A 13,745-nucleotide genomic window follows, 5' to 3' on the forward strand; every position below is an offset into this window, starting at 1 on the left:
GCCAGAGCCAGAGCCAGAGCCAGAGCCAGAGCCAGAGCCAGAGCCAGAGCCAGAGCCAGAGCCAGAGCCAGAGCCAGTTTCCCTGCCGCGCACTCCGGCCCCTGTTGCTGAAGCTTTGAATGAACCGCAGGCGGAAACACCCGCCGAAAAGCCGGGTATCCTTGGCCGGTTGCTGGGGCGTTCTGCGGCCAAAACCGTGGTCCGGCGGACGCTGGACGACGACATGCTGGAACAACTCGAAGAGTTGCTGATCACGGCGGATATGGGCGTGGACACGGCGCTGCGCGTGGTGTCGAACATGGCTGAGGGGCGTTTGGGGCGCAAACTGTCGGTACAGGAAATCAAGGAGCTGATGTCGGCGGAAATCGCCCGGATCATGGACCCTGTGGCCAAACCATTGCCGCTTTATCCGCGCACCCCGCAGGTGGTTCTTGTGGTGGGTGTCAACGGCTCCGGCAAGACCACAACCATCGGCAAGCTGGCCAGCCAGTTCCGTGCGGCGGGCAAAAAGGTGGTGATTGCGGCGGGCGACACCTTCCGCGCGGCAGCCGTTGAGCAGTTGCAGGTCTGGGGTGACCGGGCCGGTGTGCCGGTTCTGACAGCGCCGGAAGGGTCTGATCCTGCGAGCCTTGCCTTTGATGCGATGACGCAGGCACAGGCGGATGGGGCCGATCTTTTGCTGATTGACACAGCGGGCCGATTGCAAAACCGCAGCGATCTGATGGAGGAACTGGCCAAAATCGTGCGCGTGATCCGCAAAAAAGACGAAACCGCCCCGCACAATACGCTGCTGGTGCTGGATGCGACCACCGGGCAAAATGCGCTCAATCAGGTCAAGGTGTTCCGGGATATTTCTGATGTTTCCGGCCTTGTCATGACCAAGCTCGACGGGACCGCCAAAGGCGGCGTGCTTGTGGCGCTTGCCGATAAGTTCGGGCTGCCGATTCATGCAATTGGCGTGGGCGAACAGATCGACGATCTCGATGCTTTTGATCCTGAGGAGTTCGCAGACGCCCTGATGGGCCTTGAGCGCGCATGAAGCACCCCAACAGGTCCGTCTCAGCCGTTTTGGTGCGCGGGTAACGCATGACCGAATGGCTGATCTCCATCGAAGGTACGGATGTAGGCCATCAACTGGCCCTTGTGCTGGCACTGATGGCGGCCTTTCTTCACGCGGTCTTTGGCGCGCTGCAAAAAGGGCGTTTCGATCCTTGGCTTACCAGGGGGGCGATTGATTTTTGCTACATGGCCATGGCCGCACCTTTCGCTCTATTTGTGGTGCCCTGGCCCGAGCCGCATATGTGGCCGATCTTTGCGGCCGTGTGGATCATTCATGTGTTTTACAAGCTCTTGCAGGCCTGGACCTACACCAAGGGGGCCTACACCGTGGTCTATCCGGTGGTGCGCGGCACCGGACCACTCTTCACGGTTTTTGGTGCCTATCTGATCTTTGGGGAAACCTTTTCGATCACGCAGTGGCTGGGTGTTGCGGTTCTGCTGGCAGGCATCTTCGGGCTGGCGATCTACAATATGATCTTTCTGGTCTCCGAGCGGGACACCCTAAATGCAGCTCTTGGACTGGCGGTGCTCACCGGTCTTTTTGTGGCGCTTTACACAACCTATGACGCCTACGGCATCCGCGCGACGGCCGATCCCTTCACCTTTCTGGCCTGGTTTTTCATGATTGATGGCTTTGTCATGCCCTTCATCGCAGGCGCGCGTTGGCTGCGCATGTCCGGGCGGCCGGATTTGGGACCACTGATGCGGCGCGGGTTGCTGGGCGGCTTGATCGCACCGCTGAGCTTTGGCGCAGTGATGATGGCCACGCGGCTCGACAAAGTGGGCGAGGCTGCCGTTCTGCGCGAGACCTCCACTGTTTTTGCCGCCATCATCGGTTGGGTCTTCCTGAAGGAAACCGTGGGGCCGCGACGTATTGCGCTGATGGCATTGATTGCGCTGGGCGCTGTGATAGTTGAGATGGGTGGATAAGGAAGCCGGAATGTCAGACGAAAAAACGATCAACCCGATCACCAAACAGGTGCTCGAACTGGGGCCCACCGTGCTGTTTTTCCTGATCTATCTGAAGATCAAGGAAGATACCTTTGTGATCGCTGGGATCGAATACAGCGGTTTCATCATTGCCGCGCTGGTCTTTGTGCCGATCCTGCTTTTTGCCATGGGGGTTCTGTGGCACTTGACCGGGAAGCTCAGCCGCATGCAGGTTTTTACGGCCTTCATGGTCATATTCTTTGGCGGTCTGACCGCTTGGTTCAACGATGAGCGCTTCTTTAAAATGAAGACAACCATCGTCTACGGGCTTTTTGCGGCTCTTTTGGGCATCGGGTTGCTGCGCGGCCAGTCCTATCTGGCCTATGTCATGAATGAAATGATGCCGATGAAAGACGAAGGATGGATGATCCTGACGAGACGCCTGTGCGCGGCTTTTGCCTTGCTGGCCATCGCAAATGAGGTCGTCTGGCGCACCATGTCGACGGACGCATGGGTCAAGATCGAAACCTTCGGATTTCCCGTCGCGTTGATGGCGTTTCTGATGTGGCAGTTTACCGCCCTGCAAAGCTATCTGATCACCGATGAAACTGAAGGCGACGCCTAACCTTGACGCACCGAGGGCAACGCCTCGATCATCGGTTTAGGGATATGGTCAACGCGCACGGAATCCTTGCCCATTGAATGCGCCACCTTATGAGCCAGATCGGCCGAAATCGCTGCTTCCAACGCGAGTTTGAACCGCGTGCTGCGCGCGCATTTGCGCCGCAGGTCGCTAAAGTTCCATTCCAGCACTTCGGCACCTTCTTCGAGCCACGTTGACGCGGAACTGGGTGCGCCAACCAAAAAGGCAACCTCGCCCAGAAACAGCTTCGGTGCCAGCACGAAGGCCTGATCGCTTTTGCGCACCAAGGTGGAGCCGCTGATCACGAAATAGAGCTTGTCACCGGCCTCGCCTTCGGTTGTCACCTGTTTGTCGGCCTCGACAGTGTAGCGTTTGGCCAGTTTCATCAACGCCCGGAAATCACCCGGTGGCAACGGCGGAAAATCACCATAGATATCGGCATGAGCGCGTGGGATTGCAAAACGGGATTTGCGCGCCAGAAGGCTGGTCAGGCCGATTATATTGGCCATGCCGATCAGGAAACTGACGTAGATTGCCTCCCACAGGGGGGTGTTCGCGACCGTGAAATAGTAAAGCAGGTAAACGCCGGTGCCGGACAAGATGAGAAGACGTAGCACGACCTGGTGAATGATCACCAACCCCAGAATGTAGAAAGCCCCCGCCAGATAGACCAGCAATCCGGGTGAATACACAAAATCAGTCATAAAGAAAAATCACAGCAACCCAGAACATTCGCAAAGTTTGCGCAACTATAAACCCATTTTGCAAAGAAATTCATTAATTTATGCGCTTTTCTGCGCTTGAAAGATGGTTGGCCCTAACCAAATTCCGGCTTTTTGCAAAGCCCTGACGGAACCGGGGGCCTTCAACGTTTGAAAAGTTGGCTTTGTGCGTCCTTATCCTGACGGAAATCGGCACGTTTCTCGGCAAAAAGGGCGCGACCTGCCTGCACGCCCGCGCGTACACCCATCATGTCCAGCCACCGCGCCATATGGGGCTTGTCCTCCAGCGTCTGTTGCTGGCCTTCCCACAGTGACGCCCATCCCCAGATCGACATGTCTGCAATGCTGTAAAAATCGCCGGCAACATATTCGTTGTCTGCCAATCTTCTATCCAGAACGCCATAAAGCCTTGCTGTTTCAGCGCGGTAGCGGTCCTTGGCGTAGGGGATATCGTTTGGTGGGTCCATCATCGGCGCGTATTTCAGGAAATGATGCGCTTGCCCGGCCATGGGGCCAAGCCCGCCCATTTGCCACATCAACCACTCGGAAACTGCGATCTTTTCACGTGGCGTCTGACCTCCGAACTTGCCCGTTTTTTCAGCCAGATATTGCAGGATCGCACCTGATTCAAAGATCGAAACCGGCTCGTCGCCGGGGCCATCATGATCGACAATTGCGGGCATGCGATTGTTGGGCGCGATTTTCAGGAATTCCGGTGCGAACTGGTCACCTGCGCCTATGTTGATCAAATGGGTTTCGTAAGGCAGGGCCATTTCTTCGAGGGCGATGGAAATCTTCCAGCCGTTTGGCGTTGGCCAGTAGTAAAGATCAATAGGCGTGCTCATTGTGTTTTCCCTGCGCTGATGACGGGGCCATGATGCGATTTTTCAACCGCAGGGCAAGGGGCAGGGCAGGCAAAGTAACAGCCGGGGCCGCAGCAGCAGACCAACTTGATGCAGGCCGCTTAAATCGCGACCAACGCGGCGCGTTGGTGTTCGGCAGCATGCGCCCCAATGCGCGTGGGGAGAGTGCGTCGGAATCCCGCAGAAGCCTGGCATAAAGCGCCATGGCCCCCGGGCGAAGATATGTGGACCAGTGGCACACACGACGCTCTGGCGGCGCGACGGGCAGATCAAGCTTTTGAAGAACAGTGAGTGTTTCGGGGCAGTCGAGCTGTACGGTTGTCACATTCGGAAGGTCAATTCCTTGCCCAATGGCGACATCACGTGGGACCGGCGGTGTCACCATCCTCTCAAAAGCCATATCGAAGAGATCGTTTTCGCGACTGGTCACATTGAGGACCTCGGTCGTCAATCCGGCGGGTGTGCGCAGCATCGCCCGGGCGCGGCTCGAAAAACTCGCCCCCGTCAGCAGCACCATCCTGTTCAGCTGATGTGGCGCAAGATGCGGCAAAGCGGAAAGGGCGATTTCAGACCCAAGCGAATGCGCGATGACATGAACGGGTCTCTCTGGCGCGCGGCGCCGCAAAACGGCGATCACTTTGGCGAGACGTTCGCCAAGTTTGGATGCGCGCGCGTGCGCTTGCCACAGGGAGCCACGTGCATACCAGCCAAAGGCGATCCCCAGACCTTCGGCCGGGTTTTCACGGCCAAAGCCCAAATTCTGTGGCCAGTTTCCCGAATCTGATCTGAAGATTTTTTCGTGAGGACAATGGTTTGCGTCGCCGGGCGCATATTTGTAGCCGTGCACCATGATGATGACTGGCCCTGCGGTGATGGGCTGCGTCTCAAGCGCGGTTTCCGCCACGCCGGGCCGATCGTGCAGCTGCAACCCCTGAGGTGTCGCATTCACCCTGAGCAATGGCATTCTCTGCCCTCTCTACAACATATTGTGGCTGATCTTTGCATCATGCATACGACGCGCGCATGAAATTACTGTTACACCACCGTGACGGTGTTGACGCGCAACACCCTTTGTCTTAACGGAAAGCCTGTGGCGATTTGTTACCGGATTGCGGGCCACTCTAAACATTCCGCTAAAAGGTCACCGATGAGGAAACCCCGTCGCGTTGGCCGCGTCTGGGGTTTTTTTGTGCCCGCAAGGGTGAAGGAAGAAGAGAATGACACGCGAATTAAAACCAAGCACTGTGGCTGTTCACGCAGGCACCCGGCGCAGCCAATACGGCGAAGTGTCCGAGGCGATTTATCTCACGCAAGGGTTTGTCTACGACACCGCTGAAGACGCCGAAGCGCGTTTTATCGAGTCCGGGCCGGATGAATTCATCTATGCGCGCTATGGCAACCCGACGGTGGCCATGTTCGAAGAACGGATTGCGGCGCTCGAAGGGGCCGAGGATGCCTTTGCAACAGCATCGGGTATGGCTGCGGTTTCCGGTGCGCTGACATCTATGTTGAAAGCAGGCGATCACGTGGTTTCTTCGCGGGCGCTTTTTGGCTCCTGCCTCTACGTGCTCGAAGACGTTCTGATGCGGTTCGGCGTAGAAGTCACCTTCGTCGACGGGGCAGATCTGTCAGCTTGGAAAGAGGCCATCCGCGACGATACGACTGCGGTGTTCTTCGAATCCATTTCCAACCCGACCCTTCAGGTTGTGGATATTGCCTCCGTCGCTGAACTTGCCCACGCTAAGGGCGCCACTGTTGTGGTGGACAATGTGTTCTCGACCCCGGTCTGGTCTGACGCCGTCAAACAGGGGGCCGATGTCGTGGTTTATTCCGCAACAAAACACATAGATGGGCAAGGCCGCGCCTTGGGGGGCGTCATTCTGGGCAGCCGTGACTATATTCGTAAGACGGTTGAGCCCTACATGAAACACACTGGCGGTTCGATGAGCCCGTTCACCGCCTGGGTCATGCTAAAAGGGCTGGAAACGATGAACCTGCGGGTGCGCGCCCAGACATCCAACGCGACCGCGATTGCCGAAGCGTTACAAGGGCATGAGAAACTGCGACAGGTCATCTACCCGGGTCATGCGAGCCACGCGCAGCATGATCTCGTCAAGCGCCAGATGGAGCAGGGCGGAACCGTACTGTCTCTTGATATCCGAGGTGGCAAGCCCGCCGCATTCCGCTTTTTGAATGCCATCGAAGTGGGGATTATCTCGAACAACCTCGGTGACGCCAAGACGATCATGACGCACCCGGCAACAACCACGCATCAGAGGTTGTCAGAGGAGCAACGCTCGTCCCTGGGCATCACCGACGGTCTTGTGCGCATCAGTGTCGGGATCGAAGATACCGAGGATCTCGTGACAGATATTCTGACAGCCCTGGCCGCGGTTTGACGTTTTTGATGCAGGGCGCTGAATTTTCCCCTTGTCAGGGATTTCATGCCATTGATGTCGGGTAATACTGATCTCATCGACGCGATCTGACGTATTTGTGAGGAGAGTTGGCTGTACCGGCACAAAGCCCTATCTAGAGAGCAGACGACGTCATGAGGGACATAGCGATGAACATCCACACACCCGTACTTGATGCCACTCCAGATCGCGAAGAGGCCGAGGCCGCTCTTGCGCTCCTGCGAAATTGGGCGAAAGGCGCGACCACCACTGAAATTCTGGAACTTGATCCGTCCGTCGCCCGGTTGGTTCCAGGGTCAGATGCGGTGGACTACCCCGCTTTTTCACGCGAATATCCCGACGGCTTTGCAACGGATGAAGGGTATAAATCGACGTTGCCGGACCTTCAGAACGGGCCTTCGAGCCTGATCCGGGGGGCAAAGCAGCAAATCCAGCATGTCGGCATATCCAATTTTCGACTGCCCATTCGTTTTCGGACACGCGACAATGGCGATCTGACGCTTGAAGCTTCGGTGACCGGTTCGGTCAGCCTGGAGGCTGACAAGAAGGGCATTAACATGTCCCGGATCATGCGGTCTTTCTACAAACATGCTGAGCAGACCTTCAGTTTCGAAGTGATCGAAGCCGCATTGGACGACTACATCACCGACCTGGAGAGTTTTGACGCCCGTATCCAGATGCGTTTCAGCTTTCCCATGAAAGTCGACAGTCTGCGGTCGGGGCTGGCCGGGTACCAGTACTATGATATCGCTCTGGAACTGGTCGAACAGGCCGGGGTGCGCAAGAAAATCATGCACCTCGACTATGTCTACTCGTCAACCTGCCCCTGCTCCTTGGAGCTTTCCGAACATGCCCGCGCCACGCGCGGACAACTGGCGACGCCACATTCGCAACGCTCCGTGGCGCGGGTGTCGGTGGAAATTGACGAGAAGGCCGGGTGCTTGTGGTTCGAGGACCTTATCGAAGCCTGCCGCATTGCCGTTCCGACCGAGACGCAGGTGATGGTCAAGCGCGAGGATGAACAGGCCTTTGCAGAGCTGAACGCGGCCAATCCGATTTTTGTGGAAGACGCCGCCCGTCTGTTTTGCGAGCAGCTGCATTCAGATGTGCGTATTGGCGATTTCCGCGTGATAGCGAGCCATCAGGAGAGCCTTCACAGCCACGATGCGGTCAGCATCCTGGTCGAAGGTGACACTTTTGCGGCCGAAAGCCTGGACCCCAAGCTCTTCAACACGCTGTTCCACGTAGGCTAAGGCCAATTCAGCAGATTGTTGTCCGATCTCATCCGGTTGTGCCTGCTACGCTGCGGCGCAGCGTCAGGGGATAGCGGCTATGCAATAACGACAATTCTCATTACCACTCAGATGCTTATATCTCTTGCTGTAGTAATAATTGCGAAATGAGAAGGACAGGCTATGGCGTATCACGTGGCTCACCAAATTCCCGGGTCGGAAGTGTTGCAGAGCTTTTGGGCAAGCGTCACCAAGATTTTTTCCGGCATCGGCAGCAGCCTGATTCTGGCTGCCAGCGCAAACCGCCGCATGGTGATTGTGGAACGGTTGCAAGAAAAATCGGATGCAGAACTTGCCGCCATCGGAATACGGCGCGAAGACATCGTTCGCCATGTCTTTTCGGACATCCTCTACGTCTGATCTGACCGATTTCTGAACCCCATCTTTCAGGCGCTTGACACTGGCTGCCGGGCCAGCCAACCCTGCGCTCATGTTGGACCTGCGCCCCGTCGGATACGTAATTGGCTTGCTGGTGGCCGTGCTTGGCACCGCCATGCTCTTGCCAATGCTGATTGATCTGGCTGAAGGGCGGGAACATTGGCCGGTCTTTTTCCAATCCTCATTGATCACGGTTCTGGCCGGTGGGCTGATCTCTCTGGCCTGCGCCAATGGGGTAAAGGAAGGGCTGACCATTCAGCAGACCTTCCTTCTGACCACGGGCGTTTGGGTGGCTTTGCCTCTTTTTGGCGCGTTGCCCTTCGTTCTGGGCGAAACCGACGCGCGCTTTGTCGATGCGTTTTTCGAAGCCATGTCGGGCCTGACCACCACCGGATCAACCGTTCTGGCCGGTTTGCAGGACCTGCCAAAGGGTCTGTTGCTGTGGCGTGGGATTTTGCAATGGCTGGGTGGCATCGGCATCATTGTCGTTGCCATGGTTTTCCTGCCCGAATTGCGCGTCGGCGGGATGCAGATTTTCAAATCTGAATCCTTCGATACCATGGGTAAAATCCTTCCCCGCGCCGGTCAGATTGCCAGCCAGATTTCAAGCATTTATCTGGCACTGACAATGGCATGTGCGCTCAGTTATCTGGCTTTGGGCATGAATGCCTTTGACGCCACAGTGCATGCGCTGACCACGATTTCGACCGGGGGGTTCGCAAACTACGACGAATCCTTTGGCGCGTTTTCTGGTAACAAGGAGTATGCTGCGGCCTTCTTTATGGTTGTCGCGTCTCTGCCGTTTGTCCGCTATGTGCAGATGATCAACGGACACGCCTCACCGCTGTGGCGTGACAGTCAGGTGCGGGCCTTTATCGCGACACTCCTGGTTTTGGTCGTTGCCATGACGTTTGTCCTGTCGCGGGTGTCACCGGATCAATGGGGGCAATCCTTCCGCGAGGCTCTTTTCAATGTAACCTCTATCATGACCGGAACCGGTTATGCCTCCGCCAATTATATGACCTGGGGGTCGTTGCTGATTTCGATGTTCTTTTTCATTGGCCTGATTGGTGGGTGCGCGGGATCGACAACCTGTTCGATCAAGATATTCCGTTACCAGCTGCTGTTTGCCTCCATCAAGATGCAGTTGCGAAAGATCCGCTCACCCAACGGTGTGTTTCTTGTCCGTTATGAAAGGCGCGCTGTCGGCGACGATGTTCTGAGTTCGGTCATTTCGTTTTTCATGTTTTTCACCGTGACCCTCGGTTTGCTTGCCGTCGCTCTGAGCCTGACCGGCCTTGATTTCATCACCTCGCTGTCGGGGGCAGCGACCGCCCTTTCGAATGTGGGTCCTGGATTGGGTCCCGAGATTGGTCCTGCCGGGAACTTTGCTGGGCTGAACGATACCGCCAAATGGCTTTTGACCGCGGGAATGCTGCTTGGCCGGCTCGAATTGCTGGCCGTTTACGCCATCCTGACCGTTAAATTCTGGAGAAACTGATATGCAAAAACCGCTAGGTGCCCAAATTTCGCACATGCTCAAAGATCGCGGTGTTGATGTGATCTTTGGCATTCCTGGGGTGCATAATCAGGAAATGTACCGAGGCATCGAAGAGGCGGGGATTACCCATGTGTTGGCGCGCCACGAACAAGGGGCGGGTTTCATGGCGGATGGATATGCGCGTGCAACCGGCAAACCGGGGGTGGCTTATGTGATCACCGGACCCGGTCTTTGCAACATCATGACACCTATGGGGCAGGCCTATTCGGATTCGGTTCCCATGCTGGTGATCTCAAGCTGTCTTGATGAAACGGCGGCCCGTAAAGGCCAGTTGCACCAGATGAAGGACCAGCGTGCTGCGGCGGAAACTGTTTGCGACTGGTCCGAGGAAGCCAGGACCGCCGAGGCGGCCTATGCCCTGGTAGACAGGGCCATGCTCGAATTTGACACCCGGCGACCTCGGCCCAAGCATATTCAGGTGCCGATTGCGGTGCTTGAAGCGCAGGCGGATGATGCGCCGCGAGCAGTTGACCAATCTCCTACCCCCGGGATTGACGCAGCAAGTATAGAGCAAATCGCGCGTGAATTGCGTAAAGCGCACTATCCGATCGTTGTATTTGGCGGAGGCGCCGCGACCGGCGGTGTGACCGCCAGTATTGAGCGCCTGCTTGAACGGTTCAGGCCTGCCACCTTCACCACCTATGCCGGACGCGGTGTTGTGCCGGTCGCATACGAGCTGAATTTTGGCAGCAATCTGGCGCGACCGTCCTCGGCGGAAATCTTTGCCAAGGCCGATTACGTTCTGACCGTCGGCACCAGCCTTGCGGAAACTGACCTCTGGCGTCAGGAACTGGGGCACCACTGCAATTGGGCACAAATCAATATTGACCCGACCGACATGGTGACCGGTCCCGGACGGTCTGTGAGCATTGTGGCCGACGGTGCAGAGGTGCTCTCGCTGATCTGCGCAGGTCAGACGGGCGAAGGGAATGCACGCTGGTCGGCAAACGATGTAGCCGGCCTGCGCGCGCGTTGGCGGGATGAAACCGATGCCGAGCGCCCGGGCATTGTGCCAATCTGTGATGCTTTGCGGGACGTGGTGCCCGCCGACACGATGATCTATTCGGACATGACACAATTCGCTTACGTAGCCAAAGAGGTCTGGGACATGGACCGTCCCGGCCATTGGCATCACCCCTACGGTTTCGGGACGCTGGGATATGCGACACCAGCGGCCATCGGGGGCGCGGTGGCGCGCCGTGGCAAACCCACCATGGCGATCATCGGGGACTACGGATTTCACTACACCATGCAGGAATTGGGGGTTGCCGTGGAGTTGGGCCTGAGTCTGCCGATCATCCTGTGGGACAACGGCAAGCTTAAGGAGATCGAAGACAGCATGGTGCGCGGGCAAATCGCCCCCAATGCAGTCGTTGCCCGGAACCCGGATTTTTGCAAACTTGCCGAAGCCTTCGGTGCCGGATCAGTCGCCCCAAAAACGCTTCCCGAACTGCAGGACGCGGTCAGGGCGGCGTTTGAGAATGAAGGTCCGACGTTGATTTACATCACGCCGGACCTGACTCGTTAACGCGGTTTCACTGGTAATCTGAATAGGCGCGTTGGATCAGGCGCGTTTGGCACTTGGCATGGGCCGTGTTGACGATCAGGTACCATACCGTCTCGCCCGGCCGTCCAGCGCGGGAATATTGGCAGTTGTCAGGGGACGTCCACCACTGGCCGCGGAAATCCGCAGGTGGCATCATGGGGGAAGTGTATTCCACCAAGGTGACATTCGATGAGCCGGTCTGATTACGATCAGCCGACGCGGGCAGCATGAGCACCAGGCCAAAAGCCAGTGCCACCATATATTTGAGCATTTCTCCACTCCATCATCGTACCGAAGTACGGCGCACCCCCACGCAAGCAGACCATGGCGTACAGGGGTTAATCCTCCGCAAACGGATGACAGTCAGAGACCCCAATTTTAGGGCAGATTTGAGACGATTTTGTGCTTATTCCCAGCAACTCACGAGCACGGTCATGCCGATGGCACGGGCTGTGATGTCTTCGGGCGGCAAGGTTGAGGTGCCTTCAGCGTTACCGGGTGTCAGTCCGGCACTCTGCATCGCCTCCGTGATCGCTGAACCGGCCAGAGCGAAGCTCACATCCTTAGGCAATTGCTGGTTGCCGTTGCTGCGTGGCAGCAACATGCCAAGCACATTGCCGCTGGTGTCAAAGACGGGTCCGCCGGCGTCGCCAGGCAGGGTGTTGAGCGCCAAACGGCTCAAATCTTCCTCGCCCCGCAATCCGCGCAGATCTGACAAGGTGCCAAACGTCATTGTTGGCGCATCCAGGACGCCCTCGTAGGAATAGCCCGCAACCGCAATATCCGATTGCAGGCGCGGCGGTGCTGGACTGAATTGTGCGACCTGCGGCGGCGCTAATGTCTCAGCGGGACTTAGGATGGCCAGCCCACGATCCAGATCAACCGTTTGCAGGTTTGCGTCGATCTCTTCGTCCAACGTAATACGCGTGCAACTCTGAACCGCATCTGATGTGGTGATCACCGACCCGCCGCCATCAACAAAGAAACCAGATCGCGAAACCTTGGGTTTGCGAATTTGCAACCCGGCGACCAGATCAATCTGTTGTGTGCTTGAATCCCCGGCCGCCGCATCCAGAACTCCATCCAGCCGGGTAAAGCTGGCCTGCATCTCGGAGATCAGCCGTGTCCTGCGCTCTTCGTCCCCTGCGGGCCAGATCAGCGTGAAACCCTTGATCTCTCCTGCGGCCAGCCGCACCCGCGTTTCGCTCACGATAGAGGCGTTTCGCCCTACCAGCTCAAAACTGTCGCGCGTCTGGCGCCGTTCTCCCTCAAGCGGGACAATCTCAAGGGTCTGCATGATCTGATAAAGACCTGCCAGCGTGTTGGCATCACCCTCCTGGCTGATCAGCAGCACCTTGGCGGCACTTCCGTCGGTGGCATTGAAGTGGGCAAAGGGCGGTTCATATCGCTCGAATGCGACTACACCGGTGGGGATCATGATTTCGATACCGGTTCTGGTATCGGTGACGCGCCGCAACTCCAGCCCCTCAAGGACTGCATTGTATTGGCCGATCAGGACTTCTCGTTGCAACGTGGTCAGGATACCTGTTGGTTCAAATCCGTTGGCCTGCTGCCACGCGGACATGGAGGCGCGCGTCCCGCGGCCAAACGCACCATCAATCGTCGAGCTGTAGAAACCCGCCCATTGCAGCGCCGTTTGCAAACCGCGCCGCTCTTCAGCGCTTAGCCTGCGTTCGCTTCGTCTTGCCTCGGCCGGCGTCTCGTCAATCTCCCTATTGGCAATTTCGGGCGTTTGGACCGGATCATCGCCAATTTGCGGCTCTGAGGGTGTCGGGGTTTCCTGCTGGTCTTCGATCACCTGCGGGGTTTGCGTGTTTGCCCCCAGCACGTCTTGCCCCTGCGGGAAGAATTGCTCGCCCAGCGTTGCGCTGAAGGTGATGTAGCTGTCGCGCGGGATCAAACCATCAGCGCGGTAAACTTGCAGAACCTGCTCTGCGTCCTGTGCTGCGTATGGCCCCAGAACGATGCCATGCCAGCCGCCGCCCAGTCTGAACCCACTCACATCCTCCAATTCACGCGCATAAACCTGCGCGCGCGCCAGCCCGTCCCGCAGGTTGGGATGCGCTTCGATCTGTATCCACACCACCTGTTGAGAGGTCTGCGCCTGAAGGCCTTGTCCGATGGCTGCAAAAAGAACCAAAAAACCTACAAATAACCGCTTCATTCCAATGCATACCTCTGGCCGTTCAAAATCCGGCACAGATAAACAGGAATTGGGCCGTTTGGCCATATGACATTGGCCTGAATTATCCTGTTGCCTGCAATTGACGCCCCATTCACACACACGTAGGAAAGGCGCGCAAGTTCATCCCG

Annotated in this window: 13 protein-coding genes and 1 riboswitch; of the genes, 8 read left to right on the forward strand and 5 right to left on the reverse strand. The window is 57.3% G+C overall.

Annotated features, from left to right (window positions below; all coding sequences use genetic code 11):
* The 3 genes from ftsY to Q0802_RS18880 form a co-directional block, all read left to right on the forward strand.
* A partial coding sequence (gene ftsY, locus Q0802_RS18870) for a signal recognition particle-docking protein FtsY (protein ID WP_298921179.1) occupies positions 1–1,039 on the forward strand: 1,039 nt, incomplete at its 5' end.
* A 47-nt stretch (positions 1,040–1,086) separates the two neighbouring features.
* A complete protein-coding gene (locus tag Q0802_RS18875) occupies positions 1,087–1,989 on the forward strand; it encodes an EamA family transporter (protein ID WP_298921181.1) in 903 nt (300 codons plus the stop codon).
* Positions 1,990–1,999: 10 nt separating this feature from the next.
* Entirely contained in the window at positions 2,000–2,614 is a 615-nt protein-coding gene (locus Q0802_RS18880; protein WP_298921183.1) for an inner membrane-spanning protein YciB, read from the forward strand.
* Here Q0802_RS18880 and Q0802_RS18885 read toward each other — a convergent pair.
* The 3 genes from Q0802_RS18885 to Q0802_RS18895 form a co-directional block, all read right to left on the reverse strand.
* Positions 2,611–3,336 carry a cyclic nucleotide-binding domain-containing protein gene (locus Q0802_RS18885; RefSeq protein ID WP_298921185.1) on the reverse strand — a complete coding sequence of 242 codons (726 nt, stop codon included), beginning with the start codon at positions 3,334–3,336 and terminating at the stop codon, positions 2,611–2,613. The genes Q0802_RS18880 and Q0802_RS18885 overlap by 4 nt on opposite strands.
* A gap of 161 nt (positions 3,337–3,497) precedes the next feature.
* On the reverse strand, positions 3,498–4,199 hold the full coding sequence (locus Q0802_RS18890; RefSeq protein WP_298921190.1) for a glutathione S-transferase N-terminal domain-containing protein: 702 nt from the start codon (positions 4,197–4,199) through the stop codon (positions 3,498–3,500).
* The gene (locus tag Q0802_RS18895; RefSeq protein WP_298921192.1) at positions 4,183–5,181 is read right to left on the reverse strand and encodes an alpha/beta hydrolase; all 999 of its coding nucleotides are present in this window, start codon (positions 5,179–5,181) and stop codon (positions 4,183–4,185) included. The genes Q0802_RS18890 and Q0802_RS18895 overlap by 17 nt, the downstream gene beginning before the upstream one ends.
* 116 nt (positions 5,182–5,297) lie before the next feature.
* Positions 5,298–5,374, forward strand: a riboswitch (SAM riboswitch).
* A gap of 60 nt (positions 5,375–5,434) precedes the next feature.
* On the opposite strand from Q0802_RS18895, the gene metZ reads away from it, so the two are divergent.
* The 5 genes from metZ to Q0802_RS18920 all read left to right on the forward strand — a co-directional run bounded on the left by metZ (position 5,435) and on the right by Q0802_RS18920 (position 11,393).
* Entirely contained in the window at positions 5,435–6,616 is a 1,182-nt protein-coding gene (gene metZ / locus Q0802_RS18900) for an O-succinylhomoserine sulfhydrylase (RefSeq protein WP_298921194.1), read from the forward strand.
* 167 nt (positions 6,617–6,783) lie between these two features.
* Entirely contained in the window at positions 6,784–7,887 is a 1,104-nt protein-coding gene (folE2, locus tag Q0802_RS18905; RefSeq protein ID WP_298921195.1) for a GTP cyclohydrolase FolE2, read from the forward strand.
* A 162-nt stretch (positions 7,888–8,049) separates the two neighbouring features.
* A complete protein-coding gene (locus tag Q0802_RS18910; protein WP_298921197.1) occupies positions 8,050–8,286 on the forward strand; it encodes a DUF1127 domain-containing protein in 237 nt (78 codons plus the stop codon).
* Between the two features lie 70 nt (positions 8,287–8,356).
* Complete coding sequence (locus Q0802_RS18915; protein ID WP_298921428.1) at positions 8,357–9,805, forward strand: TrkH family potassium uptake protein; 1,449 nt, start codon at positions 8,357–8,359, stop codon at positions 9,803–9,805.
* 1 nt (position 9,806) lies between these two features.
* On the forward strand, positions 9,807–11,393 hold the full coding sequence (locus tag Q0802_RS18920) for a thiamine pyrophosphate-binding protein (RefSeq protein ID WP_298921200.1): 1,587 nt from the start codon (positions 9,807–9,809) through the stop codon (positions 11,391–11,393).
* Positions 11,394–11,400: 7 nt separating this feature from the next.
* Here the strand turns inward: Q0802_RS18920 and Q0802_RS18925 are convergent, their stop codons facing one another.
* Positions 11,401–11,682 (reverse strand): hypothetical protein, encoded by a 282-nt coding sequence (locus Q0802_RS18925; protein ID WP_298921201.1) that lies wholly within the window; start codon positions 11,680–11,682, stop codon positions 11,401–11,403.
* 135 nt (positions 11,683–11,817) lie between these two features.
* Entirely contained in the window at positions 11,818–13,596 is a 1,779-nt protein-coding gene (locus Q0802_RS18930) for a serine protease (protein ID WP_298921203.1), read from the reverse strand.
* Positions 13,597–13,745: the final 149 nt, after the last annotated feature.

It is taken from the genome of uncultured Roseobacter sp. (assembly GCF_947495275.1).
GTDB lineage: Bacteria > Pseudomonadota > Alphaproteobacteria > Rhodobacterales > Rhodobacteraceae > Roseobacter.

What these genes read in the sequence shown, in the direction of transcription:
- Q0802_RS18875 (WP_298921181.1), top strand. Translation starts at nt 1,087, where the DNA reads ATGACCGAATGGCTGATCTCCATCGAAGGTACGGATGTAGGCCATCAA.
- Q0802_RS18880 (WP_298921183.1), top strand. Translation starts at nt 2,000, where the DNA reads ATGTCAGACGAAAAAACGATCAACCCGATCACCAAACAGGTGCTCGAA.
- Q0802_RS18885 (WP_298921185.1), bottom strand. Translation starts at nt 3,336, where the DNA reads ATGACTGATTTTGTGTATTCACCCGGATTGCTGGTCTATCTGGCGGGG.
- Q0802_RS18890 (WP_298921190.1), bottom strand. Translation starts at nt 4,199, where the DNA reads ATGAGCACGCCTATTGATCTTTACTACTGGCCAACGCCAAACGGCTGG.
- Q0802_RS18895 (WP_298921192.1), bottom strand. Translation starts at nt 5,181, where the DNA reads ATGCCATTGCTCAGGGTGAATGCGACACCTCAGGGGTTGCAGCTGCAC.
- metZ (WP_298921194.1), top strand. Translation starts at nt 5,435, where the DNA reads ATGACACGCGAATTAAAACCAAGCACTGTGGCTGTTCACGCAGGCACC.
- folE2 (WP_298921195.1), top strand. Translation starts at nt 6,784, where the DNA reads ATGAACATCCACACACCCGTACTTGATGCCACTCCAGATCGCGAAGAG.
- Q0802_RS18910 (WP_298921197.1), top strand. Translation starts at nt 8,050, where the DNA reads ATGGCGTATCACGTGGCTCACCAAATTCCCGGGTCGGAAGTGTTGCAG.
- Q0802_RS18915 (WP_298921428.1), top strand. Translation starts at nt 8,357, where the DNA reads ATGTTGGACCTGCGCCCCGTCGGATACGTAATTGGCTTGCTGGTGGCC.
- Q0802_RS18920 (WP_298921200.1), top strand. Translation starts at nt 9,807, where the DNA reads ATGCAAAAACCGCTAGGTGCCCAAATTTCGCACATGCTCAAAGATCGC.
- Q0802_RS18925 (WP_298921201.1), bottom strand. Translation starts at nt 11,682, where the DNA reads ATGCTCAAATATATGGTGGCACTGGCTTTTGGCCTGGTGCTCATGCTG.
- Q0802_RS18930 (WP_298921203.1), bottom strand. Translation starts at nt 13,596, where the DNA reads ATGAAGCGGTTATTTGTAGGTTTTTTGGTTCTTTTTGCAGCCATCGGA.